Source organism: Micromonospora sp. NPDC047707 (assembly GCF_040704235.1).
Classification (GTDB): domain Bacteria; phylum Actinomycetota; class Actinomycetes; order Mycobacteriales; family Micromonosporaceae; genus Micromonospora.
Genome location: NZ_JBEYSU010000012.1, coordinates 146,819 through 171,324 on the forward strand (window position 1 = coordinate 146,819; position 24,506 = coordinate 171,324).

Here is a 24,506-nt window from a genome sequence, read left to right on the forward strand (position 1 = left end):
CATGACCCAGACCCTGCCCGTCGCACCGTGGCGGATGTTCACCGTCGAGGTCCGCGCGGTACACCGGCTCAGCCCGTCGTTCGTGCGGGTCACCTTCACCGGGCCGGACCTGGACCGGTTCGCCGACAACGGCTACGACCAGCGGATCAAGCTGGCGTTCCCGCTGCCGGGCGAGCGCGGGGCGCGGCTGCCGGAGGGCCCGGACTGGTACGCGCGGTGGCGGGCCCTGCCCGAGCACGAGCGCAACCCGATCCGCACGTACACCGTCCGGGCGGTCCGGCCGGAGCTGTCCGAGGTGGACGTCGACCTCGTCCTGCACGGCGACGGCGGCCCGGCGACCCGCTGGGCGCGTCGCGTACGACCCGGCGACGGCATCGCGATCCTCGGCCCCGACGCGGGCTTCGACGGCGACCACGGCGGCATCGAGTTCCGCCCGCCCGCCGCCGGGCACCTGCTGCTGGCCGGCGACGAGACGGCCGTCCCGGCGATCTGCGCCATCCTGGAACGGTTGCCGGCGACCGCCGCGGGGCGGGTCCTGCTGGAGGTGCCCGAGGCCGACGACGTGCTGCCGGTGACCGCACCCTCGGGTGTCACGGTGAGCTGGCTCGCCCGCCGTGGCGACGCGTACGGGTCGCGGCTGGTGCCGGCGGTGTCGGCCGCGGCGACCGACCTGCTCGCCGGAGCGGCGGGCGGGGCCGAGGAACCGGTCGCCGACGTCGACGTCGACGCGGAGATCCTCTGGGAGGTCCCGACGCCGGCCGCCCCGGTGCCCGTGTACGCGTGGCTGGCCGGTGAGGCCGGCGTCATCCGTACGCTGCGCCGGCACCTGGTCAGCGAGCGCGGGCTGGACCGGCGGGCGGTGGCCTTCATGGGCTACTGGCGGATCGGCCGCGCCGACCCGGCCTGAGCCGCCGCCGGTCAGGCCAGGCGGACGGCGTCGCCGTCGACCGTCACCGCGGCGGGCGGCAGCGGGGAGCCGGCCGGGCCGCCGCGGACCGAGCCGTCGGCGATGTCGAACCGGCTGTTGTGGCAGGCGCACACGATCGTGCCGTCGGCGACCGAGCTGACCGTGCAGCCGGCGTGCGTGCACGTCGCCGAGAAGGCCTTGACCGTGCCGGCCGTCGGCTGGGTCAGCACCACCCCCCGCTCGGCGAAGATGCGTCCACCCCCGACCGGGATGTCGGCCAGGCGGGCCAACGCGGGAGCGGCACCCTCCCCGCCCACCGGGGGCGGCCCCGCCGTCCCGGTCGCCGCCGGGGCGACGGGAGCCGCCGGAGCCGCCGGAGCCGGGGCGGACGCCGCCCCGTACGTCTGGCAGCCGGCCAGCACCGCGGTGACGCCGGCCGCCCCGGTGCCCGCCAGCACGGCCCGCCGTGACGCGGTGCCCGCGTCCTCGTTCATGGGCGTGTCCTCTCCGGATGGGGCCCGCGTCACCGCTGGAACCCGAACGTCGTGAAGTACCAGACCGACGAGGTCAACCAGACCAGCATCAGCACGGTGAAGACCACACCACCGACGACCGGGAGGACCCAGCCGGCGAGCCCCCGGCGGGGCAGCGCCAGCATCTTGGTGGTGAACGCGCCGAAGAAGAAGCAGCCGAACAGCGAGTGGGCGAGCGTGCGCAGGTCGTGGTCGGCGAAGCCGAGCGCGTAGAGGCAGTGCACCGCGACCGGCACGGCCAGCAGGAAGGCGATCCGCCCGGACCAGCGGTGCGCGCCGCCGGCCCAGGACGCGGGTACGCGGCCCAGCCGGCCCCACATCGCCAGCGCCGACAGCAGCTGCACCACGGCGAAGAACGCCGCGCCGGTCCCGAGCCACACCTTCACCGTCTGCGGGCCGGAGAAGCCGGCCACGTTGACCGCGATCCCGGTCGGGGTGTGCGTACGGCCATAGACGCCGAGCGCCACCGCGACCGCCGCGCCGACCAGCAGCGGCACGACGAGCGAGGCGCGCGGCGCGGGGGCGGGCGGGTCCGCGTACGGGTCCGGCAGCACCTGGACGGCCGGACCGTCGTCCAGATCGGGCAGCGCGTGCGTGCCGCCCCGGCGGTGGTCCGCCATCACCGGCCCGTCGGGGCGTCGGGGAACACCGGTACGGCGGTGATCGTGACGCCGTTGACGATCGTGGTGCCGAAGGCCGGGTCCAGCGGCGGCGCGGCAACCGGCTTCCCGTTCCACGTCACCACACCGACCTGGGTGCCGTCGGCGAGCAGGATCCAACCGCCGTCGACCCCGGCGTCGCGGACCTGCGCCGTGGCCCGGTACAGCGCCGGGGACGTGCCACCGGTCGCGGTGGCGGTGAACGCCCACCGCTTGTCGCCGACGCGTACCTCGCCGCGGACCCGGTCACCCTCGACCGTGCCGGTGAGCCGTGCGCCGTCCTTGCCGGTGAGGTCCAGCTCCTTGCCCGTCACCGTGCCGCGCAGCCAGATCTCCAGGCTGCGGCCGTCGCAGACGTACGCGACCGCCCTGCCCTGCCGGACCGTCAGGGCGATCGTGGCGCCGCCGTCGAGGTGGCCGGTCCACGTGCCGTCCACCGCGGCGGTCCCCGGTGCCGGCGACGCGGCGGGCGGGGACGGCGGTGGCGACGTGGCAGCCGGCTGGGCGCCCGGCGTGGCGGGCTCGTCGGCGGGCGCCCCGGGGGCGCCGGGGGCGTCCGGAGCCGCCCCGGGCGCGGCGCCCGGTGGCGCGGCGGCGTTCGCCTGTCCCGCGCCCGCGCCCGCTGCCGGTGCCGGTGGTGCCGCCTGGGCACTCATCGTGAACAGCACGGCCGCGAGCACGGTCCCGGTCGCCAGGGTGAGCATCGGGGTCATCCGCTTCATGGGCATCTCCCTCCACCCGGACGTACGGCTGCCGGACCCGGGTCGTTCAATCCACGCCGAGATGATCCGGGCGTTTCCGCCCCGACGCGCCGGGTATCCGCCGGCATGTCCGCAGCATCGGCCCCGGACCGCTGACGTGCCCGAGGGACACCTCGTCCACCGGTACGCGCGCGAGCAGGACGCCGCGCTCGCCGGGCAGGTGCTCGCCGTGTCCAGCCCGCAGGGCCGGTTCGACCCCCGGCCGTACGACGGGCGGACGCTGCGGTCGGTCGAGGCGTACGGCAAGCACCTGCTCTACCACGTCGACGGCGCACCCACCCTGCACGTGCACCTCGGCATGCGCGGCCTCTTCCTGCGCCACGACGATTCCGCCGTCCCGCCCCGGCCGGGTGTCCGGGTCCGCCTCGCCGGTGACCGGGCGGCGTACGACCTGATCGCGCCCGTACGGTGCGAACCGCTCGCGCCGGAGCGGGCGCGGGCCCTGCGGGACTCGCTCGGCCCCGACCCGCTGCGCGGTGACGCCGACCCCGACCAGGCGGTACGCCGGCTGTCGGCGGCCCGCGGAGCGGTCGGCGCGGCCCTGCTGGACCAGGCGGTGTGGGCCGGCATCGGCAACGCCTGGCGGGCGGAGCTGCTGTTCCTCGCCGGTCTCGACCCGGACCGGCGGGGCGTGCCGCCGCGCACCGCCGGTGAGCTGTGGGCGCTCGCGGTGCGGCACCTCGCGCTCGGGCGGGACGCCGGGCAGGTGGTGAGCGACCCGGCCGCGCCGGACGAGCGCTGGGTGTACAAGCGGGACACCTGCCGCCGGTGCGGGGCGGCGGTCCGGGTGTGGGAGCTGGGCGCCCGCACCGCGTACGCCTGCCCCGTGGACCAGCCTCCGGGCTGAACGGGACGGTCAGCCGGCCCGGCGCCGGCTTACCCGCCGACATGACGGGTAAGCCGGCGCGTCGGGGGAGGTGCGGTGAGGTTCGTCAACTGGTCCGGCAGCCTGGCGTTCACGCCGGGCGAGCGGGCCGAGCCTGCCACCGAGGACGAGGTCTGCGACCTGGTGCTCCGCTCGCGAGAGGCCGGCACCACCGTCCGGCCGGTCGGGTCGGGCCACTCGTCCAGCCCGCTCGTCCGGACGGACGGGATCCTGCTGAGCCTGGACCGGCTCGCTGGGGTGATTCGGGGTGACGGGAAGCTGGCGACGGTCTGGGCGGGGACCCGACTCAAGGAGCTGGGGGAGGGGCTGTACGACGCCGGCCTGGCCATGGACAATCTCGGCGACGTCGACTACCAGTCGATCGCCGGAGCCACCGCCACCGGTACGCACGGCACGGGGATCGGGTTCGGGAACCTCAGCACCCAGGTAGCCGGGGTTCGCCTGGTCACGGGGACGGGCGAGGTGCTCGACGTCTCCGCCGAGCGCAACCCGGAACTGCTGCCGGCGGTCCGCCTCTCGCTCGGGGCGCTCGGCGTGGTCACCCAGCTCACCCTGGACGTACAACCCCGGTACGAGTTGCGGCGGCGGGCGTGGTGCGCCCCGGTGGAGTGGACCCTCGACCACCTCGCGGAGTTGCAGCACACGAACCGCAACATGGACTTCTACTGGTACCCGCGCAGCGACCTCACCCAGGTCCGCACCCTGAACCGCGCGGATGACCGCAGCGCCCACCGTCCGTGGCCCACCCCTCGCGTGCCGGGGTCCGGGCCGTGGGAGGACCCGCGCGAGACGCGGGTCGGCCCCACCCACCGCACCATTCCTCGCCGGCGGGATCTGCGATTCGAGGAGATCGAGTACATGCTGCCGGCGGAGGCGTTGCCAGCCTGCTTCGCTGAGGTACGCCGCCGGATCCGCGACTGGCACCGTCGGGACGTGGGCTGGCGGGTGCTGTTGCGTACCATCGCCGCCGACGACATCTGGCTCAGCAACGCCTACGGCCGTTCCACGGCGACCATTGCCTGCCTGCAGAACACCTCCCTGCCCTACGAGGCGTACTTCCGGGACATGGAAGCGGTTTTCCGGCAGTACGGCGGCCGGCCGCACTGGGGCAAGAAGCACTGGCTGACCGCGCGGGAGCTGCGCCCGCTCTACCCGCGCTGGGACGACTTCCAGGAACTGCGTCGGCGGCTCGACCCGGACGGGGTCTTCCTCAGCCCGGACCTGGCCCGCCTGTTCGAGGAGGCGTGATGGCGGACATCGGCGCGCGGACCTGGGTGGTGCCGGGCGGGCGGGTCCCGTTCCCCAGCCACGGCCCGGAACCGGAGTTCACCGGCTTCGACCAGCTCTGCGTGCTCAACGCCACCCACCGGGAGGTCGAGCTGACGCTGGACTTCTACTACGAGGACGCGGACCCGGTGGGGCCGTACCCGATCGTGGTCGGCGGGCGACGCATCCGGCACGTGCGGGTCAACGACCTGATCGACCCGGAGGCGGTCCGCCTCGACCGGCCGTACGGGTGCGTGCTGCGCGCGCCGGTGCCGGTGGTCGTGCAGTTCCTCCGGCAGGACACTCGACTGCCGGGTGTGGTGGCGTTGATCGGCACGATGGCTTACCCGGCCTGATCCCCCGCGTTCGACCGGCATCGGCGGGGGTAACCGCTGCCATGTCGTCCAACGCCGCCCCGGGTCGCCGTCGGCGCCCAATGGGGGGCTCCCCGCGCAAGCGGCTGGAGCAGATCGGCCGGGACAGTTGGCGGCGGCTGCAGTTGTACCTGATCGTCGCTGTGCAGGCCGGGCTCGCCGCGGCGATTGCCTGGCTGGTCGCCCAGGAGGTGCTGGGCACGGTGGAACCCACCTTCGCCCCGGCCGCGGCGGTGGCGGTGATCGCCGCCTCGCTCGGCAACCGGACCCGGCGGACCGTCGAACTGCTGGTGGGGGTCGGTCTCGGCATCGCGGCCGGTGACCTGCTCATCGGCCTGCTCGGCACCGGGCCGTGGCAGACCGGGTTGATCGTCTTCCTGGCGGTCATCGGGGCGGCCACGGTCCGGGGCGCCGGCCTCCTGATGACACAGGCCGGCGCCACCGCGGTGCTGGTGGCGACGCTCACCCCGGGCAGTCCCGACCTGGAGCTACCACGCACGATCAACGCCCTGGTCGGCGGCGCGGTCGGGCTCTTCGTGATGCTGGTCCTCGCGCCACTGAATCCGCTGCGCACCGTACGGCGGGTCGCCGACTCCGCCCTGGACCTGTTCGCCCGCGAGATGACTGCCTGCGCAGAAGCCCTCCGCCGCGGTGACGCCGGCCGCGCCGAGCGGGTGCTGGCGCGAATGCGCGATGCGGAGCCCAAGCTGACCCAGCTCACCGAGGTGGTGACCGCTGCCGACGAGGTGGTTCGGTTCTCGCCGCTACGCTGGCGCCGCCGCCGGACCGTGCGCGCCTACCGTCACGCCGTCAAGCACATGGAGCGGGCGTTCCGCAACAGCCGGACGCTGGTTCGCCGGGTCGGCACGACCCTGCGCGACGCCGAACCGGTGCCGCCGGACCTGCCCGCCGCGGTCGAGCAGTACGGGGAGGCGCTGCGGCTGCTGCACCGCGAGTTCCTGGCCGGGGAGGAGCCGGTGCGGGCCCGGGAACGGGTGCTGCGGGCGGTACGGCACGCTGGCGAAGCGTGCCGGCAGGACATCGGGTTCTCCGGCACGATCGTGGTCTCCCAGCTGCGGACCATCGCCAACGACCTGTTGCGGGCCACCGGCGTTCGGTGGCACGAGGCGCGCCGACTGGTTCGCGAGGCCGCGGCCGGCGACTGACCCGGCAGCGGGCGGCCGACCCGCCCGGCGCGCACGGGGGATGCCGCCGGCCGTCCCCTGGGCGCCCTACCGCCGCCGGCGGCTGGTGACCACGTACGCGGCGGCGCTGAGCAGGAAGAACGCCGCGCTCAGGGCCAGCCAACGGCCGAGCAGCGGGGTCGGTTCCCGGCCGGTCGCCGACCGGTAGGTGGTGCCGCCGAGGCCGAGGATCCCGGGCAGGTACACGAGGAACACCAGCGCCGAGGCGAGGGCGGGGACGCGGACGTGGTTGAGCAGGGCACGGCGGCGCGCCCCGACGACCCGCCGCAGCGCCCGGTCCACCGTGGCGTAGACCGGGAACAGCACCAGGTCGTGGGCCACGACGGCGCCGAGGAACCAGATCAGCATCCGCACCGCGTCCGCCTCGCCGGCCAGCCGCAGCGCCACCCAGCCGGTGACCGCGAAGCAGGCCAGCAGCACCAGCAGGTGCCGCGCCCCGGCCCCGTACGCCGCGCGGAGCCGCGCCACCCGCTCAGCCATCGGTCCGGAAGTCGATGGCGGCGACCCACTTGGTGCAGTGCACCCCGGGCAGGGCCGGCACGATGACCCGGGCCGGGTACCCGTGGTCGGCGGACAGGTCCACGCCGTTGACCCGCAGCGCCAGCAGCGAGTCCCCGTCGAGGACCTGGTTGGCCTGGAGCGTGGCCTGGTCGAACAGGCCGCCCTGCTCCAAGCTGCGGACGTGCGCGGCGGCCGGGTCGGTCACCCCGACCAGTGCGGCGAGGTCCCGCAACGGCACACCGGTCCAGGTCTGCAGGGTGGACCACCCTTCCACACAGGCGATCGGCAGGCGCGCGGTGTGCTGGGCCATGGCGAGCAGGGCCGGCCGGTCCAGGGTGACCTCGCGGCCACCACCGCGCAGGGACAGCCGCCAGCTCGGGCCGGCGTCCTCGGCGGAGATGCCGGCCGCCGCGGCGGTGCGGTTGACCGGGAAGCTGTTCGGGCCGCTCCCCAAGCCCTGCCCCCGGGGCAGCAGCAGCGCGGTGCGCCGCAGCGGGCCGTCCAGGCTCTGCCCGACGGTCAGCGCGCCGAGCAGCAGCGCGCCCCCGCCGACGAGGGCGACCGCGCCGCGCCGGCTGACCGTCGCCGGGCCGGGCGCCGGGGCCACCAGGCCGTCCGGGTCGGGTGGCTCCGGCCGGGTGGCCGCCGTGCCGGTCCGCGCCTCGTCGGCCGGCCGCCGGGACCGCAGCGCGGAGAGCATCCTCGGCAACTTGAGCGACACGTGCGCCACCAGGGCCGCGACGAACACCCACGCGCCGAAGTAGTGCGCGGTGTAGAAGTCGAAACCGAACAGGTACGCGTAATGGATGTTGAGCAGGCCGGTGGCGATCTCGAAGAGGATCCCGCCGACCAGCAGGAGCAGGGAGAGCCGTTCGAGGACCTGCGCCACCGAGCGGGCGGGCGGCCAGTCGAACAGCTTCGGGATCACCGACCACAGCTTGGCCAGCACCACCGGGATCAGCATGATCCCGAGGGTCACGTGCAGCCCCTGGGTGACCCGGAACAGCCAGGACGGCCGGGTGGGCCAGTCGACCTGGGGCAGCCGCAGCCAGCCCACGTCGCGCGGGAACGCCTGCCCGAACTGCGGCCCGTAGGCGAGGTAATCGAGCAGCCCGGTGAGGAACACCAGGGGCAGCCCGACGAGCAGCACGGCGCCGTACACGGCCGTCAGCCACGGCCCGCGCAGCGGGCTGCGCCAGCCCCGCGTCGCGGCCCCGGCGCCGGGCGGCCGGTGCCGGGCGAGGGCACGCCACAGCGGCGCGGGAAAGCCGTACCCCCGCTCGCCGGCGGGCCTGCCGTCACCGTCCCCGGGCATGGGCGCTCCTCACTGTGGCCGGGTCTCCACCGCGACGCTAGACCGGGCGCGGACGGCCCGGCCCCGGTTGCGGCATTACGAGCCGCTTACGCGCCGACGCGGGTCCCCCGTCCGGTGGGTCGGTCTTACGAAGTCGTGACGGTCCGGCCGAACACCCGGGCCGCCGCGCCCGGCCGGCCTAGCGTGACCGGAATGCGCATACTCGTCACCGGCGCGGCCGGCTTCGTCGGGTCGCACGTCGTCGACCTGGCGGTCGCCGAGGGGTACGACGTGGTCGGCCTGGACGCGCTGCTCCCGCAGGCGCACGGGGCCGGGCTGCCGGTCTGGTCCCGGACGCACCGGCCGGTGGTCGGCGACGTCCGCGACGCGGCGCTGCTGGACCGGCTGCTGCGCGACGTGGACGCCGTCTGCCACCAGGCCGCCATGGTCGGGCACGGCCTCGACCCGTCCGACGCCCCGGCGTACGCCAGCCACAACGACCACGGCACCGCCGTGCTGCTCGCCGCCATGCATCGGGCCGGCGTGACCCGGCTCGTGCTGGCCAGTTCGATGGTCGTCTACGGGGAGGGGACGTACCGGTGCGCCGCCCACGGCGTCGTCCGCCCCGCTCCGCGCCGCCCCGCCGACCTGGCCGCCGGCCGGTACGACCCGACCTGCCCCGCCTGCCACCGTCCACTCACCCCGGCCCTGGTGCCGGAGGACGCGCCCCTCGATCCCCGCAGCACGTACGCGGCCACCAAGCTGGCGCAGGAGCACCTGGCCGCCGCCTGGGCCCGGCAGACCGGCGGCGGGGTGTGGGCGCTGCGCTACCACAACGTCTACGGCCCCCGGATGCCCCGCGACACCCCGTACGCGGGCGTGGCCTCGATCTTCCGCTCGGCGCTGGCGGCCGGGCGGGCGCCCCGCGTGCTGGAGGACGGCCGCCAGCGCCGCGACTTCGTGCACGTCACCGACGTGGCGCGGGCCAACCTGCTGGCGCTGACCGCCCCGGCGCCGGAGGGCCTGGTGCCGGTCAACGTCTGCTCCGGCGAGCCGCACACCGTCGGCGAACTCGCGACCACCCTCGCCGCGGCGATGGGCGGTCCCGCGCCCCTCGTGGTCGGCGGTGCCCGCGCCGCCGACGTCCGCCACGTCGTCGCCGACCCGCGCCGCGCCGCCGACCTCCTCGGCTACACCGCCCGGGTCGGCTTCGCCGAGGGCGTCGCCGCGTTCGCCCGCGACCCGCTGCGGGAACCGGCCGCCGTGCCCGCCGGTGGGCCGTCCCCGGCCGCCCCGTCCGAGCCCGCCGTGGCGGCGGAGCCGTCCGCCCTGCCGGCCTGACCGGCCGGCGCGATGCCCGGGCGGGGCGCCGGCACGGCATGGCGCATCCTGCGCTGTCGCAGCCGGCGCACACCGCCGGACGCCGCGACCGTCAGCTGACCGTGAACAGCAGGTGGTTGACCGCCACGGCGGTCACGGCCTGCCCGGCGAGCCACCACCGGTGGGTACGTGCCGGCAGGTGCGCGACGGCCACCAGCAGCCACACCGCGAACGGCAGCCAGATCCGCTCCACCTCCGCCTTGCTCAGCCCGGACAGGTCCGCCGCCACGACCGCCAGCGCCGCGGCCACCGGGAGCACGACGACCGGTCCCGCGCCCCGGACGGCACCCGCCATCGCCGACCACCACCGCGCGGCACGCCCGATCCGCCCCGCCGGCCCGGCGATCACCCCGCCGTCGGCCGACCCGGCCGCGAGCCGCGCGAGCGCGCCACGAACCGGCCCGACGGCGGCCACCAGCGCCCGGCGCAGCGCCGGCCCCACCGCCGGCCCGGCGGACAGCAGCAGCGCGGCCAGGTTCGCCCACACCCAGTAGCCGTACGGGCGATCGGCCGCCCACCCCTGGTAGTAGCGCTCGACCACCAGGCGGTAGCCGTCCCACCACCAGAACCCGGCGGTGGTGAACGCCACCACGACGGCGGCGACCCCGGCGAGGGCGGCGGCCAGCGCTGCCCACCCGTCCCGGGCCCGCACCGCCAGCACGGCCACCGCCAGCAACCCGACCAGCACGAACCCGTACGACAGGTGCAGCGCGAAGCCCAGCACGAGCCCGCCGGCGAAGGCCGTCCACCGGCCGCCGGTCGCGAGCAGCGCCAGGCCGGCGGCCACCACCCCGGCGAACAGCCCGTCCGCCGACGCCCCCACCCAGACCGCGCCCGGCAGCAGCACCAGGAACGGCACCAGGGCCCGGGCGGCGCCGTCGGCACCCAGCGCCCGCAGGGTCACCGGCACCGACACCGCAACCGTCGCGCCGGCCAGGACGCACACCAGGCCGGCCGCCGCGCCGCCGCCCAGCCCGACCCGGTCGAGCCACACGAAGACCAGCAGCGCCCCGGGCGGGTGCCCGGCCGTGTGCGTCGACCACGAGTCCGGCTGGAAATCGAGGATCCGCCCGGTGAAACCGGCCAGCACGGCGGACACGTCGGTGATCCGGGGCACCTCGTGCAGGTACTCCGCCTGCGTGGTCAGCCGCTCGGCGAGACCGGCCGACCAGCCGTCCACCAGGGCCAGCGCGAGCGTCCACGCCACCGAGGCCAGCCAGCCGGCGAGGAGCAGCCGGCCCCAGCGGGCGGTCCGCGCCCACGGAACACCCCAGACCAGCACCACCACGGCGACCAGCACCACCGCCGGCGTACCCCAGCCGACGTGCGGACGCCAGGTGGCGTAGGCCGGAGCGGCGTCCGCGTGCAGGCCCGAACCCCGGGCGTTGAGCACCGCGCCCACCACCACGGCGGCCGCCAGCAGCGCCGCCTCCACGGCGAGCACCACCAGGTCGGCGCGGCCTCGGCGGGCGGGCGCCGCGGGGGCGGCGGCGGTTCGTGTCGGTGTGGACGTCACAACGACCGCACGGTACGGGCTGCGACGCGGTGGCGCAGGCGAAGCGGCGTCCCGTCACCGGTCGGTAAGAATCTGTCCCCCGGTAAGCGATCTGTAAGCACGTTCCGGCCGCCGCGGGTCCGCCGCCGCCCTAGCGTCGAGGCATGTCCACACAGATCGACGTGGTCCTGCCGTGCCTGGACGAGGCTGCGGCGCTGCCGGGCGTCCTCGCCGCGCTGCCGCCCGGGTACCGGGCGCTCGTGGTGGACAACGGGTCGCGGGACGGGTCGCCCGAGGTGGCCGCCCGGCTCGGCGCCCGGGTGGTGCACGAACCCCGCCGCGGCTACGGCGCCGCCGTCCACACCGGGCTCCTCGCCGCCGAGACCGAGCTGGTGTGCGTCCTGGACGCGGACGGTTCGTTCGACCCGGCGGAGCTGCCGGCCCTGGTGGCCCCGGTGGCGGACGGCTCGGCCGACCTCGCGGTGGGCCGCCGCCGGCCCGTGTCGGCGTCCGCCTGGCCGTGGCACGCCCGCGCCGGCACCGCGCTGATCGCGGCGCTGCTGCGCCAGCGTGGCGTCCCGCTGCGCGACCTGAGCCCGATCCGGGTGGCGCGGCGCGAGGCGCTGCTCGGCCTCGGCGTCACCGACCGGGCCTTCGGCTACCCGCTCGAACTGCTGGTCCGGGCGGCCGCCGCGGGTTGGCGCATCCGGGAACTGGATGTCACGTACGCGCCGCGCGCCGCCGGCACCCGCTCGAAGGTCTCCGGCTCCGTGCGCGGCACCCTGCGGGCGACCCGCGACTTCGCCGGCGTGCTGCGCAGCATGGGCGGCACCCGGTGACCGTCCTGCTGGTCGTGGCGAAGGCGCCGGTGCCGGGCGCGGTGAAGACCCGGCTGTGCCCGCCCGCCACCCCCGACCAGGCGGCCCGGGTCGCCGCCGCCGCGCTGCGCGACACGCTCGCCGCGGTCGCGGCGACCCCCGGCGTGACCCCGGTGCTCGCCCTGCACGGGCGGCTCGCCGACGGCGTGGCCGCCGACGCGCTGCGGACCGCCGTCACCGGCTGGACGGTCCTGCCGCAGCGTGGCGCCGGGCTGGGCGACCGGCTCGCCGCCGCGTACGCGGACGTCGCGGCCGCGTACCCCGGCCGGCCGGTGCTCCAGATCGGCATGGACACGCCGCAGGTGTCCCCGGTCCTGCTCGGCGCGGCGGCGCGGCGCCTGGCCGGCGCGGACGCGCTGCTCGGCCCCGCGGTCGACGGTGGCTGGTGGAGCCTGGGCCTGCGCGAACCCCGACACGCGACCGCCCTGCGGGACGTACCCATGTCCACCCCGCTGACCGGGCGACGCACCGTCGAGGCACTGGCCGCGCGCCGCCTGCGCGTTCAGCCGCTGCCGGTGCTCCGGGACGTCGACGAGTGGACCGACGCGCTGGCCGTGGCGGCGATGCTGCCGGGCAGCCGGTTCGCGCGGCAGGTCCACGCCGTCCGGCCGGACCCGGAGACGGTCGGGACACGGCGGTGACCGCCCTCGCCACCGACCCGGACGCCGCCGGATTCGCGGCGGCGCTCACCACCCCGACCGGGACGCACTGGCTGGTCGACACCCACGGGCGGCGGACCCGCCTGCCGGTCGACCGCTGGCACGCGGCGGCGGAGCCGGCGCTGCGGGCGGTCCTGCGCCGCTGCGCCGGCCCCACCCTGGATGTCGGCTGCGGGCCGGGCCGGGTCACCCGCGCGCTGGTGGAGGCCGGTGTGACGGCCGTCGGGCTCGACGTGTGCGCCGAGGCCGTCCGCCGTACCCGGGCCCGCGGCGCGGTCGCGCTGCGCCGGGACGTGTTCGACCCGCTGCCCGGCGAGGGGCGCTGGGCGCACGCGCTGCTGATCGACGGCAACATCGGCATCGGCGGCGACCCGGTCGCCCTGCTGCGCCGCTGCCGGGACCTCCTCCGCCCGCGCGGCACCGTCGTGGTGGAGGTGGAACCGGCCGGCCCCGGCCTGTGGCGCGGCGTCAGCCACCTCGCGTACCGGACGGTCGACGGCGTGTCCCGGCGGGGCCCGTGGTTCCGGTGGGCCCGGCTCGACGAGCGGGCGCTGCCGACGGTGGCCGCCGCGGTCGGCCTCGCGGTGCACGAGGTGACCGACCGGGACGGCCGCCGGTTCGCCGTCCTCCGCCGCCCCTGACGGTGACGACGGGGCCGGCGCCGGGATCAGCCGGGCGGGCCGGCCGCCGCGGCGCGCGGGTCGAGGCCGGGGGAGAACGTGGTGAGGAAGCGGTCCCGGAAGGTGTCCATCCGCCACACCGGCGCGTCGGGTCCCGGCCGTAGGCCGTCCTGCCAGTTCCAGCCGGCGATCCGGTCGAGCACCGCCCGGTCCCGCGTGATGAGGTGGATCGGCACGTCCTGGCTGGCGTCCGGGCCGGTGACGATCGGCGCGGGCTGGTGGTCACCGACCACGATCAGCACCAGGTTGTCGCCGCCGTACCGCTGGACGTACGAGGTGAGGGCGCCCAGCGTGTACTCGATCGACCGCCGGTAACCCAGCCGGGGCTGCTTGGACGAGCTGCGCTCGGTGGCGTCGCGGAACACGCTGCCGTCGCCGAGCGCGTTCCAGTCCAGCAGCCGGGGGATGTGCGTCCAGGGGGAGTGGCTGGAGATCAGGGCCAGCTCGGCCATCACCGGCCGCCGGTCCGTGGCGGTGCGTTCCCGCTGGTGGAACACCGACAGGGTGTACTGGTCGGGCATCGGGGCGAAGCTGAACCGCGGGCCCCGGTAGCCGAGGCTGTGCTCGTCGTAGAACTGCTCGTAGTCGTAGAACGCCCCCTCGGGCCACGCCTGGTTGGCCGCCGGCATCACGCCGACCGTCCGCCAGCCGGCCCGCTGGAAGGCGGTGCCGAGGGTGCTGCGGTCGCTGGCCAGCAGCGTACGGTGGCGTTGGTCGTTGTCGATCCACAGGCCGGAGAGCAACGTGGCGTGGGCCAGCCAGCTGCCGCCGCCGGTGGTGGGCGAGGTGAGGAACGCGCTGCGGGTGCCGTAGCCGGCCGCGGACAGCCGACGTTGCCCCTGGTCGAGCACCACGCCGACGTTGGCGAACTCCTCCTCCTGCACCGCGTCGCGCCCGTAGCTCTCGACGAAGGCGACCAGCACGTCCTTCCCGCGCAGCGCGGTGAGCAGCCGGTCGCCGGGCGCGTCGCCGTACGGGTCGGCGTCGACCTCACCGGCGAACACCGCCCGGTCGCGCAGCCGCGCCTGCACCTGCAGGGCGTGCGCGTTGACCAGCACGGTCGCGGAGGCGTCGGCCACCGGCCCGGCCGGCGCGATCCGCACCCCGGCGGCGGCGCCGACGAGCCAGAGCACCACCAGCGCCGCCAGCGCGCGGCGGGACCGGTCCGGGTGGCCGGCCAGCAGGCGGCACAGCCGCCGGGTCGCCCAGGTCAGGGTGGCGAGCAGCCCGACGGCCAGCAGCACGGCGCCGACGGCGGCGGCGACGGCGCCGGCCCGCCCGACCGAACCGCTCACGAAGGTGAACGCCTCGTCGAGCAGCGCCCAGTCGAGCACCAGGTCGAACGGCCGGCCGAGCGCCGAGCCGAAGCCGAGGTCGGCGGCCTTGAGGACCACCAGCAGCCCGAGCGCCACCCCGGCCAGCGTCGCCACCGGGCGGCGGGCCCGGGTGGGCAGGGCGAGCAGGACCGCCGCCAGCACCAGACCCTCCAGGGGGATCCGGACCAGCGCGGCGGGCGTCAGGTGGCCCGGCCGGTGCGGCGCGCCCAGGGCGACCAGCACCAGCGCCACGGCCACCGCGGTGGCCAGCCACCCCGCGTACCGCCGCCACCGCGCCGGCCGGTCCACCTGCCCCGGGGTACGCCCCGAGCCCGGCTCGTCGACCGGGACGGTGCTCCCGTCGGGCCGCGCAACGCTCTCATCAGGCCGCGCGGTGTTCTCGTCGTTCTGCACGGTGCTCCCCGGTCAGTCGTGGACGGCGACGAGTTCCCGGCGCGCCGCCGGCCGGCCCGCGCCCACCGGCACGCCCGGCAGCGGCGCGCCGGCGACCGGCAGCGCGGGCTGCCCGACGGGTGCCGTGGCCGGCGTGGGGACCGGCGCGGAGCGGCGCCGCCACAGCCAGAGCACGTCCCGACCGAACGACTCCACCTGGAGCGCCAGCGCCCCGACGAGCAGCGCCACCGCGGCCGGCGGCGGCAGCACCCGCGACGCGGCGACCAGCAGCAGCACGCCCAGCGCCGCCGCGGTGACCTTGCGCCAGTACCGGGGTGGCAGCGGCCGGCACAGCCAGGGCAGCGCCCAGCCGGCGGCGACGAACAGGTACCGCATCGCGCCGAGGGCGAGCACCCAGACCCCGACCGCCGGCGCCACGTGCAGGCTGAGCACGGCGACGAGGATGCTGTCGATCTCCATGTCGAACCGGGCGCCGAGCGCGCTGGCCGTGCCGGTGCGCCGGGCCACGTACCCGTCCACGGCGTCCAACGCGAGGGCCACCGCGGTGAGGACGGTGAACAGCCCGATCGGCACCGGCCGGCCGGCGAACCCGTCGGCGACCAGCGCGGTGACCGCGCCGACGAGCACCGCCCGGCCCAGGGTCACCCGGTCGGCCGGCCCGAGAGCGGTCACCCCCGCCCGGTGCAGGCCCACGAGCAGCGCCAGGCACACCGCCAGCCCGTACCCGAGGCCGGCGAACCAGCCGGTGGGGCCGAGACCGACCGTCCCGGCGAGCCCGGCCAGCAGGACAATCTGGACGCCCAGCCCGATCAGCGGACCGTTTCGAACCGTGGCCACCGTGCCTCCGTGTCTATGATCGACAACTCCCTGACTGGGTAGTACGCACGAAACGACGGTCCGGTTCGCCCGGACGCGGAAAGGAGCAGCCGGTGACACGGACGGCCCGGGCCTTCTGGCTGCGGACACCCGGCCAGGGGGAGATCCGGCCGGCGCCGCTGCCCGCCCCCGGCCCCGGCGAGGTGCTCGTCCGGGCGCGGTACTCCGGCGTGAGCCGCGGCACCGAGACGCTGGTGTTCACCGGCGGCGTCCCCACCGGCCAGTACGCGGCGATGCGCGCCCCGTTCCAGGAGGGAGACTTCCCGGCGCCGGTCAAGTACGGCTACCTCAGCGTGGGCGTGGTCGAGGAGGGGCCGGAGGATCTGCGCGGGCGCACCGTGTTCTGCCTGCACCCGCACCAGACCGCGTACGTGGTCCCGGCCGACGCGGTGGCGGTCGTACCCGACGGCGTTCCGGCGGCCCGCGCGGTGCTGGCCGGCACGGTGGAGACCGCGGTGAACGCGCTGTGGGACGCGCCGCCGCTGGTCGGCGACCGGATAACCGTGGTCGGCGCCGGCATGGTCGGTGCCACCGTCGCGGCCCTGGCGGCGCGCTTCCCCGGGGTACGGGTGCAGCTCGTCGACGTCGACCCGGCGCGGGCGGCGCTGGCCGCGGCCCTCGGCGTCGAGTTCGCCGCGCCGGCCGACGCGGCGGGCGGACGCGACCTGGTGGTGCACGCCAGCGCCACCTCCGCCGGCCTGCGGCGCTGCCTGGAGCTGGTGGCGCCGGAGGGCACGGTGCTGGAGCTGAGCTGGTACGGCGACCGCGAGGTGACCCTCCCGCTGGGCGGCGAGTTCCACTCCGGGCGGCTCACCCTGCGCAGCAGCCAGGTGGGCCGGATCGCGCCGGCCCGGCGGAGCAGCCGCAGCTACCCCGACCGGCTCGCGCTGGCGCTGGACCTGCTCGCCGATCCGGTGTTCGACGTGCTGCTCACCGGGGAGTCCCGCTTCGCCGACCTGCCCGACGTGCTGCCCCGGCTCGCCGCCGGGCGGCTGCCGGCCCTGTGCCACCTCATCACCTACGACGGAGAGGACCAATCGTGTTCAGCGTTACCGTCCGTGACCACATGATGATCGCCCACAGCTTCCGGGGTGAGGTGTTCGGTCCGGCCCAGCGCCTGCACGGCGCCACCTTCGTCGTCGACGCCACCTTCCGCCGCGCCGGCCTCGACGCCGACGGCATCGTGGTCGACATCGGACGGGCCACCGACCGGCTGCGCGCGGTGCTGGGCGAACTGACCTACCGCAACCTCGACGACGAGCCGGCGTTCGCGGGCGTGAACACCACCACCGAGGTGCTCGCCCGCACCGTCGCCGACCGGCTCGCCGAGGCGGCGCACGCCGGTGACCTCGGCGAGGGTGCGCGTGGCCTGGCCGGGATCACCGTGACCCTGCACGAGTCGCACGTGGCGTGGGCCAGCTACGAACGGGCGCTGTGACGGGCACCGTCCACGCGGTGCTGCCCGGCGACATCGACGACCCGGCCACACCGAGCGGAGGCAACCGGTACGACCGGCGCGTCCTCGACGGCCTGGCCGCCGCCGGGTGGACCGTGCACGAGCACCCGGTACCCGGTCGCTGGCCGGACCCGGAGCCGGCCGACCGGGCCGGTCTCGCCCGGGTGCTCGACGCGCTGCCCGACGGGGCGGTCACCCTGCTCGACGGCCTGGTCGCCTCGGCCGTGCCCGAGATCCTCGCGCCGCGTGCCGGACGGCTGCGCCCGGTCGTGCTCGTGCACCTGCCGCTGGACCACGACGCCGAGCGCGCGGCACTGGCGTGCGCGGCGGCGGTCGTCACCACCAGCGGCTGGACGCGGCGGTGGCTCATCGACCGGTACGCGCTGCCCGCCGGGCGGATCCACGTCGCCGCGCCCGGCGTCGACCCGGCACCCCCGGCGGCCGGCTCGACGACCGGCGGGGAACTGCTCTGCGTCGCGGCGGTCAGCCCGCTCAAGGGACACGACACCCTGGTCGACGCGCTCGCCCGGGTCGCCGACCTGCCCTGGCGCTGCGTCTGCGCCGGGTCGCTCACCCGGGACCCGGTGTTCGTCGACCGGCTGCGGCGGCGCGTCGCCGACCAGGGTCTCACCGGGCGGGTGCACCTGGCCGGCCCGTACCCCGGGGCCGAACTGGACGCCGCGTACGCGGCGGCCGACCTGCTGGTGCTGCCGTCGCGGATCGAGACGTACGGCATGGCGGTCACCGAGGCCCTCGCCCGTGGCGTACCGGTGCTGGCGACCGCGGCCGGCGGGCTGCCCGACACCCTGGGCCGCGCCCCGGACGGCACCCCGCCGGGGCTGCTCGTGCCCCCCGGTGACCCGGCCGCCCTGGCCGGCGTGCTGCGGCGCTGGCTCACCGACCCGGCGCTGCGCGGACGCCTGCGCCGGGCCGCCCGCGAGCGGCGGGCCGCCCTCGACGACTGGACGACGACGACCACCGCGCTGGCGACGGCGCTGGAAGGAGCGGCATGACCGTCGACCTGCCCGCGGGCTTCGCGGACTGGCTCACCCTGCGCGAGCCCGCCGACGCGGCGGCCCGCGCCACGGACCTCGTCGACCGGGTGCGGTCCCGGCTCACCGGCACCCCGCTGGTCGTGCACGACCTCGGCTGCGGCACCGGGTCGATGGGCCGCTGGCTCGCCCCGCGGCTGCCCGGTCCGCAGCACTGGATCCTGCACGACGCCGACGCCGGCCTGCTCGCCCGCGCCGCCGCCGACCTGCCCGCGGCCGCCGCCGACGGTGCCCCGGTGACCGTCGAGACCCGCCCCGGTGACCTGACCCGGCTCACCGCCGCCGACCTGGCCGGCGCCTCCCTGGTCACCGCGTCCGCGCTGCTGGACATGCTCACCGCCGACGAGGTCGAGCGGGTCGTCGCCGCCTGCGCCGGCCGGCCGGCCCTGTTCGCCCTGTCCGTCGTCGGCCGGGTGCGGTTCGATCCGGTCGACGCCCTCGACGCCGAGATCGCGGAGGCGTTCGACGAGCACCAGCGCCGTACCGTCGGCGGCCGTGCCCTGCTCGGGCCGGACGCCGTCGACGTGGCGGCCGCCGCGTTCGTCCGGCACGGCGCCGACGTCGTGCTCCGGCCCAGCCCGTGGCGGCTCGGCCCGAAGGAACCGGACCTGTTCGCGGAGTGGTTCGCCGGCTGGCTCGACGCGGCCTGCGAGCAGCGGCCGGAGCTGATCGGCCCGGTCGGGGCGTACGCGCGGAGCCGGCGCGCCGCCGTCGCGGCCGGCCGGCTGACCGTTCTGATCGACCACCGCGACCTGCTCGCCCTGCCTACGGTGAACCCGTGAGCGTCGCCGTACGTGCCTACCCACGGGAAAGATCGTGAGGGAGGTCCGGATGGACACGGCGGTGACCACCGCACCCGCGGCGGGCCGGAGGGTCTCGGGGCGGGCCCTGGCATGGGTCCGGACGCTGGGCGGTGTCGGCATGCTCGGCGGGCTCCTCTGCTGGGTCGGCGCCGGCCCGTTCCTCGACGGGCTGCGCCTGATCGACGCCCCCGCGCTGGCGGCGGCGCTGGCCATCGGCGTGCTCACCACGGTGTGCTGCGCGTGGCGGTGGAGCCTGGTCGCCGGCGGGCTCGGGGTCCGGCTGCCGCTGCGAACCGCCGTGGCGCACTGCTACCGGGCGGTGTTCCTCAACGCGACGCTCCCCGGCGGGATCCTCGGCGACGTGCACCGCGCGGTTCGCCACGGGCGGGATTCCGGCGACGTCGGGCGGGGTATCCGTGCCGTCGTGTGGGAGCGAACCGCCGGACAGGTCGTGCTCGCCGCGGTGGCGGTGGTGGTGCTCGCCGCGTTCCCGTCCCCGGTCCGGCCGTACCTGCCGGCGGTGGCGGCGACCCTCGCCGCGCTCGGGCTCGGCGTGTTCCTGCTGGCCCGGGCGCTGCCGGTGGCCAAGCCGTCCCGCTTCGCGCGGGCGCTCGGCGCCGCGGTCGCCGACGTCCGTGCCGGGCTGCTGGCCCGCCGCACCTGGTGTGGGGTGCTGCTCGCCTCCGCGCTCGCGGTCGCCGGTCACCTGGCGACGTTCGTGCTCGCCGCCCGCACCGCCGGCTCCACCGCGCCGCTGTCCCTGCTGGTGCCGTTGACGCTGCTGGCGCTGCTCGCGATGGGGGTGCCGGCGAACGTCGCCGGCTTCGGGCCCCGCGAGGGCGTGGCCGCGTGGGCGTTCGGCGCCGCCGGCCTCTCCGCCGCCGAGGGCGTCTCGACGGCGATGGTGTACGGAGCCCTGGTGCTCGTCGCGAGCCTTCCCGGTGCCGCCGTCCTGGTGGCCCGTCGTGTCCGCGTGCCGGCCGGCACCGTCTGACAAGGAGTCCGATGCATTCCGCACCGCCCGCCACCACGATCCGTACCGAGGTCACCGTCCCGCTGCGCTTCCCCGACGGGTACACCACCACGGCGCGGGTCTTCTCCTTCGAGGGCCTGGCCGACGGGCGGGAGCACCTGGCGTTCGGGCTCGGCGACCGGGCCCACCCCCTCGACCCGGCGGGCACGCGCCGGCCCGTGCCGCTGGTCCGCCCGCACAGCGAGTGCCTCACCGGGGACGTGTTCGGCAGCCAGCGCTGCGACTGCGGTCCCCAGTTGCGGGAGGCCGTCGAGCGGATCGCCGACAGCGGCGGGTACCTGCTCTACCTGCGGCAGGAGGGCCGCGGCATCGGCCTGTACGCGAAGCTGGAGGCGTACGCGCTCCAGGAGGCCGGCCTCGACACGTACGACGCGAACCTCGCGCTCGGCCACCGCGAGGACGAGCGGGACTACACGGTGGCGGCGCAGATGCTCGCCGCGCTCGGCGTGGAGCAGGTCGCCCTGCTCAGCAACAACCCGGACAAGGCCGCCCAGCTGCACCGGCTCGGGGTCACCATCACCGAGCGGGTGCCCACGGGCGTGTACCTCTCCCCGGCGAACGCCGGCTACCTGGCCGCGAAGGTGACCCGCGGCGACCACGCCCTCGACCTACCTCTCGTCCATGACTGAGCGGCCGTACGTCCTGCTCAGCTGCGCCGCCTCGATCGACGGCTACATCGACGACGCCACCGGCCAGCGGTTGGTGCTGTCCAACGAGGCCGACCTGGACCGGATCGACGAGGTGCGGGCCGGGTGCGACGCGATCCTGGTCGGCGCGGGCACGGTCCGCCGGGACGACCCGCGCCTGCTGGTGCGCTCCGCCGCCCGCCGCGCCGACCGGGTCGCCCGGGGTCTGCCGGCCTCGCCGGTGCGGGTGACGCTCACCGGCTGCGGCGACCTCGACCCGGAGGCCCGGTTCTTCACCGTCGGTGACACCGACCGGTTCATCTACTGCGCGACCTCGGCGGTCGAGAAGACCCGCGAGCGCCTCGGCGACCGGGCCACCGTGGTCGACGCCGGGGAGCCGGTCGACCTGACCCGGGCGCTGGGGGACCTCGCCGCCCGGGGCGTACGCCGGTTGATGGTGGAGGGCGGCGCGAGCGTGCACGCCCAGTTCCTCACCGCCGGTCTCGCCGACGAGCTGCACCTGGTGGTCGCGCCCTTCTTCGTGGGCGACAGCCGCGCCCCGCGCTTCGGCGGCGACGGCTGCTTCCCCTGGCACGCCGGTCGCCGCGCCCGCGTCGCCGAGGTCCGCCAGATCGGCGACGTCGCGCTGGTGCGCTACGCGCTCTCCGACCGCTGCGCCGGCTGAGCGGCCGTCCCGCGGTCGAGGAACATCAGCCGGGCCCGCTTGTCCGGCAGGTCGACCAGCGGACCCGCCACGAACCCGCTGCGACGCAGGCGGGCCACCGCCCGGTCGTTGCGGGCGTCCGGCTCGGCGACGATCCGCCGGTGCGCCGGGTCGGCGAACACGAACGCGACCAGCACCCCGAGCAGGTGGCCGGTGAAGCCGGGCTCGGGGTGGGCCGGCGGGCCGATCAGCAGGTGCACGCCGTGGTCGCCGGGCCGGACGTCGTACACCTCGCCGACCGGGTCGGCGGCCGGCTCGTACGTCTGGAACAGCGCCGCCGGCCGCCCGCCCCGGTGCGCCAGCCAGGCGTGGTGGGTGGGGAGGGAGTCCAGGTACCGGTAGATCTCCGCCACCCGGTCCCGGCCGGCGTCGCGCATCCCCCAGAAGCGGGCCCGTTCCTGGCTGACCCAGCCGTGGATCAGGTCCGCGTCACGGTCCGGCTCCACCGGCCGCAGCTCGACGCGACCGAACCCCGCGACATCCCGTCCGAACACGGCGTCACCCATCCCGCTCCTCGGTGAGGTCGTCCCAGTTCGTGACCACCGGCAGCAGCTCCCCGTGCTGCCACGCCGCGAGCTGGTCGGTGTGGTGCGCCGCGCCGGGCACCCCGTCGGCGCCGAGCGGCACGACCCACCGGCTGTCCTCGCGCCGCGCCAGGTCCCACGCGTACCGCGCCGCCGGCCCGCGCAGGCACCGGTCGGTGACCCCGGGCACGCTGGAGGTCGCGAGCACGCAGTCGTGGTCCCCGCCCAGCTCCGGCCCGCCGTCCGGGCCGGCGTCGGGCAGGGCCCGCCACGGGGCGAGCCGGTGCCGGGCGCCCCAGCGGGCGCCCGCGCCGCCGACGGCCGGGTCCAGGTCGCCGCCGGCGACCTCCACGAGCGCCTCCCGGGCGAGCGCCGCCGCGTCCGCCCCGGGCAGCACCCCCGGGGCCAGGAGCGCGCCGAGCGCTGCCCCCACCCGCGGCGTCAGCGCCAGCCAGGGCGCGAACAGCTCCGGGTACGCCGGTGGCTCGGCGAGCGCCGCGAGGGCCGGGTGGGCGGCGATCCGCCGCACCAGGGCGGCCCGCACGGCGGCGTACGCGCCCGCGTCCCCGCTGTCGGCGGCCATCCGGCGGTCCCAGCGCAGCAGCCGGTCCCGCAGCGCGGCCGCCTCCGGCGGCAGACCGTCCAGGTCGGACAGGATCGCGAGCAGCGACCCGGCGGCGGCCGCGTACGTGTCGGTGTGCACCTCGGCCATCCGCCCGGCGGTCCAGCCGGGGGACGCGTCGAGCAGGTCCCGGATGCGCCGCGCCCGGTACGGGGGCGCGAACTCCACCCCCAGTGGCGTGGAGACGCCACGTTCGTTGGCCATCACCGCGACGTCGGGCACCTCGGCGCGGGGCATCGCGTGCCAGCCCTGCCACGCGTGCCCGGGCTCCCAACCGGGCACCACACGCAGGCGGTTGTCGGGGTGGCGCGCGGGCACCATCCCGGCGGCGCGGTGCAGCAGGCCGCCGGCGGTGTCCGCGGCGAGGACGACGTTGACCGGCTCCACCCACACGTCCACGGCGGCGTCCACGTCGGCGACGGTCCGGGCGCGCAGCAGCGCCGGCAGCGCGGCGAAGCCCAGCTCGCCGGTGACGCGGGGCGGGTAGCGGAGGCTGATCGACTCGGGCGCGTCCGGCCCCCCGACCACCACCGGTCCGCGGTCGGTCTCGACGACCTCCACGTCGACCGGGTCGCCCCCGGCCACCGTGATCGTCTCGGTGTGGGCCCGCGCGGGGCGCCAGCCGTCCGGCCCGTACGCCTCGACGCCGCCGCCGTCGCGGCGCAGCCGCTCGGCGTACAGGTCCTGGTAGTCGGCCATCGCGTTGGTGATCGCCCAGGCGACGTCGCCGGCGTGCCCGAAGTGGGCGACGCCCGGCACCCCGGGAACGGCCAGGCCGACCACGTCGTACTCCGGGCAGGCCAGCCGGATCTGCTGGTAGATGCCGGGGTCCTCGATGTACCGGTGCGGGTCGCCGGCCAGCAGCGCGGCGCCGGTGGCGGTGCGGTCCCCGGCGAGCAGCCAGCCGTTGCTGCCGGAGCTGGTCGGCCCGTCGGCGTGGAACAGCGTCACGGCGTCCGGGCCGAGCCGCCGGGCGACGTGCTCACGCCAGAGCTTGGTGGGGAAGCCGGCGAAGAGCACGTGGTGGGTGAGCCAGATCGCCAGCGGGGTCCACGGCTCCCACCGCCCGGGGGTGAGGCCGACGGCGGCGAACCGGGGGTCGCGCGCCGCGCCGGCGGCCAGGCCGTCGTTGACGCCGTCGACGTACCGGGCCACCCAGCCGGCGGTGGCCTCGTCGAGCCGGGCGTGGCACCGCCGGGCGGTGTCGTCGAGGCGGGCCTGCCGGGCGAACCGGTCCCACGGCACCGCGTCGGCGCCGAGGAACGCGGCGCTGGCGCCGAGCGACCGGTGCCGTTCGACCTCCAGCTGCCACGCCCGGTCGTACGCGGTCACCCGGCCCTGCGCGTGGGCCAGCTCGCCGGGGTCGCCGGCCCGCAGGTGCGGCACGCCCCACCGGTCCCGGAACACCCGGCCACCCGCGCGGGCACCGCGCTCGGTGCCGGCGCGGGGCCCGGCGGTCCGGTGCCCCTGGGTGTGCTCGGCGCGCGCGCTCATTGGTGCACCCTTGTCTCACTCGAGCTGATGTTGGTTCGAGTGCACCGGTGACCGTCGGGCCATCGCCCAGCTCGCTCGATCTTTGAGG

General features: G+C 76.7%; 25 protein-coding genes and 1 pseudogene. 16 read left to right on the forward strand and 10 right to left on the reverse strand.

Translation table 11 applies throughout. The annotated features are described in order from the left end of the window. Position 1: 1 nt before the first annotated feature. Positions 2-907: a siderophore-interacting protein gene (locus AB0873_RS16185; RefSeq protein WP_366600531.1), complete on the forward strand. Its 906-nt coding sequence runs from the start codon at positions 2-4 to the stop codon at positions 905-907. An 11-nt stretch (positions 908-918) separates the two neighbouring features. On the opposite strand, the gene AB0873_RS16190 is transcribed toward AB0873_RS16185, so the two are convergent. Genes AB0873_RS16190 through AB0873_RS16200 form a run of 3 tightly spaced genes read right to left on the reverse strand, consistent with a single transcriptional unit; the run spans position 919 to position 2,821 of the window. Then, positions 919-1,401: a Rieske (2Fe-2S) protein gene (locus AB0873_RS16190; RefSeq protein WP_366600532.1), complete on the reverse strand. Its 483-nt coding sequence runs from the start codon at positions 1,399-1,401 to the stop codon at positions 919-921. A gap of 29 nt (positions 1,402-1,430) precedes the next feature. Next, the gene (locus AB0873_RS16195; RefSeq protein ID WP_366600533.1) at positions 1,431-2,060 is read right to left on the reverse strand and encodes a DUF6529 family protein; all 630 of its coding nucleotides are present in this window, start codon (positions 2,058-2,060) and stop codon (positions 1,431-1,433) included. After that, positions 2,060-2,821 (reverse strand): hypothetical protein, encoded by a 762-nt coding sequence (locus tag AB0873_RS16200; RefSeq protein WP_366600534.1) that lies wholly within the window; start codon positions 2,819-2,821, stop codon positions 2,060-2,062. Before AB0873_RS16200 ends, AB0873_RS16195 begins: the two co-directional genes overlap by 1 nt. 136 nt (positions 2,822-2,957) lie before the next feature. Here AB0873_RS16200 and AB0873_RS16205 point away from each other — a divergent pair, with 136 nt between their 5' ends. The 4 genes from AB0873_RS16205 (at position 2,958) to AB0873_RS16220 (ending at position 6,552) form a co-directional block, all read left to right on the forward strand. After that, a complete protein-coding gene (locus tag AB0873_RS16205) occupies positions 2,958-3,707 on the forward strand; it encodes a DNA-formamidopyrimidine glycosylase family protein (RefSeq protein ID WP_366600535.1) in 750 nt (249 codons plus the stop codon). A 75-nt stretch (positions 3,708-3,782) separates the two neighbouring features. Continuing rightward, the gene (locus AB0873_RS16210; protein ID WP_366600536.1) at positions 3,783-4,994 is read left to right on the forward strand and encodes a D-arabinono-1,4-lactone oxidase; all 1,212 of its coding nucleotides are present in this window, start codon (positions 3,783-3,785) and stop codon (positions 4,992-4,994) included. Next, entirely contained in the window at positions 4,994-5,368 is a 375-nt protein-coding gene (locus AB0873_RS16215; RefSeq protein WP_366600537.1) for a sensory rhodopsin transducer, read from the forward strand. The genes AB0873_RS16210 and AB0873_RS16215 overlap by 1 nt, the downstream gene beginning before the upstream one ends. Positions 5,369-5,448: 80 nt before the next feature. Continuing rightward, a complete protein-coding gene (locus tag AB0873_RS16220; RefSeq protein ID WP_366600538.1) occupies positions 5,449-6,552 on the forward strand; it encodes an FUSC family protein in 1,104 nt (367 codons plus the stop codon). A gap of 66 nt (positions 6,553-6,618) precedes the next feature. On the opposite strand, the gene AB0873_RS16225 is transcribed toward AB0873_RS16220, so the two are convergent. Together AB0873_RS16225 and AB0873_RS16230 are read right to left on the reverse strand one after the other, a co-directional pair. Continuing rightward, entirely contained in the window at positions 6,619-7,071 is a 453-nt protein-coding gene (locus AB0873_RS16225; RefSeq protein WP_366600539.1) for a hypothetical protein, read from the reverse strand. Next, entirely contained in the window at positions 7,064-8,407 is a 1,344-nt protein-coding gene (locus AB0873_RS16230) for a molybdopterin-dependent oxidoreductase (protein ID WP_366600540.1), read from the reverse strand. Before AB0873_RS16230 ends, AB0873_RS16225 begins: the two co-directional genes overlap by 8 nt. A 192-nt stretch (positions 8,408-8,599) precedes the next feature. Here AB0873_RS16230 and AB0873_RS16235 point away from each other — a divergent pair, with 192 nt between their 5' ends. Continuing rightward, a complete protein-coding gene (locus AB0873_RS16235; RefSeq protein WP_366600541.1) occupies positions 8,600-9,727 on the forward strand; it encodes an NAD-dependent epimerase/dehydratase family protein in 1,128 nt (375 codons plus the stop codon). 91 nt (positions 9,728-9,818) lie between these two features. On the opposite strand, the gene AB0873_RS16240 is transcribed toward AB0873_RS16235, so the two are convergent. Further along, the gene (locus AB0873_RS16240; protein WP_366600542.1) at positions 9,819-11,282 is read right to left on the reverse strand and encodes a hypothetical protein; all 1,464 of its coding nucleotides are present in this window, start codon (positions 11,280-11,282) and stop codon (positions 9,819-9,821) included. Between the two features lie 143 nt (positions 11,283-11,425). On the opposite strand from AB0873_RS16240, the gene AB0873_RS16245 reads away from it, so the two are divergent. Genes AB0873_RS16245 through AB0873_RS16255 form a run of 3 tightly spaced genes read left to right on the forward strand, consistent with a single transcriptional unit; the run spans position 11,426 to position 13,439 of the window. Continuing rightward, positions 11,426-12,100 (forward strand): glycosyltransferase family 2 protein, encoded by a 675-nt coding sequence (locus AB0873_RS16245; protein ID WP_155331781.1) that lies wholly within the window; start codon positions 11,426-11,428, stop codon positions 12,098-12,100. Beyond that, the gene (locus AB0873_RS16250; RefSeq protein ID WP_366600543.1) at positions 12,097-12,780 is read left to right on the forward strand and encodes a DUF2064 domain-containing protein; all 684 of its coding nucleotides are present in this window, start codon (positions 12,097-12,099) and stop codon (positions 12,778-12,780) included. The genes AB0873_RS16245 and AB0873_RS16250 overlap by 4 nt, the downstream gene beginning before the upstream one ends. Further along, on the forward strand, positions 12,777-13,439 hold the full coding sequence (locus tag AB0873_RS16255) for a class I SAM-dependent methyltransferase (RefSeq protein WP_366600544.1): 663 nt from the start codon (positions 12,777-12,779) through the stop codon (positions 13,437-13,439). The genes AB0873_RS16250 and AB0873_RS16255 overlap by 4 nt, the downstream gene beginning before the upstream one ends. A 26-nt stretch (positions 13,440-13,465) precedes the next feature. On the opposite strand, the gene AB0873_RS16260 is transcribed toward AB0873_RS16255, so the two are convergent. Beyond that, the gene (locus tag AB0873_RS16260; protein ID WP_366600545.1) at positions 13,466-15,208 is read right to left on the reverse strand and encodes a sulfatase; all 1,743 of its coding nucleotides are present in this window, start codon (positions 15,206-15,208) and stop codon (positions 13,466-13,468) included. A 150-nt stretch (positions 15,209-15,358) separates the two neighbouring features. Next, positions 15,359-16,045: pseudogene (locus AB0873_RS16265) on the reverse strand (CDP-alcohol phosphatidyltransferase family protein); the annotation flags it as partial. Between the two features lie 92 nt (positions 16,046-16,137). Between AB0873_RS16265 and AB0873_RS16270 the strand changes: the two are divergent. Genes AB0873_RS16270 through AB0873_RS16300 form a run of 7 tightly spaced genes read left to right on the forward strand, consistent with a single transcriptional unit; the run spans position 16,138 to position 21,739 of the window. Then, a complete protein-coding gene (locus AB0873_RS16270) occupies positions 16,138-17,154 on the forward strand; it encodes a zinc-binding alcohol dehydrogenase (RefSeq protein WP_366600546.1) in 1,017 nt (338 codons plus the stop codon). Beyond that, a complete protein-coding gene (locus tag AB0873_RS16275) occupies positions 17,124-17,522 on the forward strand; it encodes a 6-carboxytetrahydropterin synthase (protein ID WP_366600547.1) in 399 nt (132 codons plus the stop codon). The genes AB0873_RS16270 and AB0873_RS16275 overlap by 31 nt, the downstream gene beginning before the upstream one ends. Next, a complete protein-coding gene (locus tag AB0873_RS16280) occupies positions 17,519-18,553 on the forward strand; it encodes a glycosyltransferase family 4 protein (RefSeq protein ID WP_366600548.1) in 1,035 nt (344 codons plus the stop codon). The genes AB0873_RS16275 and AB0873_RS16280 overlap by 4 nt, the downstream gene beginning before the upstream one ends. Beyond that, positions 18,550-19,374, forward strand: coding sequence for a methyltransferase domain-containing protein (locus AB0873_RS16285; protein WP_366600549.1), 825 nt, complete (start codon positions 18,550-18,552; stop codon positions 19,372-19,374). The genes AB0873_RS16280 and AB0873_RS16285 overlap by 4 nt, the downstream gene beginning before the upstream one ends. 49 nt (positions 19,375-19,423) lie before the next feature. Further along, positions 19,424-20,389: a lysylphosphatidylglycerol synthase transmembrane domain-containing protein gene (locus tag AB0873_RS16290; RefSeq protein ID WP_155331789.1), complete on the forward strand. Its 966-nt coding sequence runs from the start codon at positions 19,424-19,426 to the stop codon at positions 20,387-20,389. Positions 20,390-20,400: 11 nt separating this feature from the next. Beyond that, on the forward strand, positions 20,401-21,057 hold the full coding sequence (ribA, locus tag AB0873_RS16295) for a GTP cyclohydrolase II (RefSeq protein ID WP_155331790.1): 657 nt from the start codon (positions 20,401-20,403) through the stop codon (positions 21,055-21,057). Beyond that, complete coding sequence (locus AB0873_RS16300; RefSeq protein WP_366600550.1) at positions 21,050-21,739, forward strand: dihydrofolate reductase family protein; 690 nt, start codon at positions 21,050-21,052, stop codon at positions 21,737-21,739. Before ribA ends, AB0873_RS16300 begins: the two co-directional genes overlap by 8 nt. Here the strand turns inward: AB0873_RS16300 and AB0873_RS16305 are convergent. Continuing rightward, positions 21,709-22,284 (reverse strand): GNAT family N-acetyltransferase, encoded by a 576-nt coding sequence (locus AB0873_RS16305; RefSeq protein WP_366600551.1) that lies wholly within the window; start codon positions 22,282-22,284, stop codon positions 21,709-21,711. The two genes, AB0873_RS16300 and AB0873_RS16305, sit on opposite strands and share 31 nt — an antisense overlap. Beyond that, entirely contained in the window at positions 22,277-24,418 is a 2,142-nt protein-coding gene (locus tag AB0873_RS16310) for a penicillin acylase family protein (RefSeq protein WP_366600552.1), read from the reverse strand. The genes AB0873_RS16305 and AB0873_RS16310 overlap by 8 nt, the downstream gene beginning before the upstream one ends. Positions 24,419-24,506 lie beyond the last annotated feature (88 nt).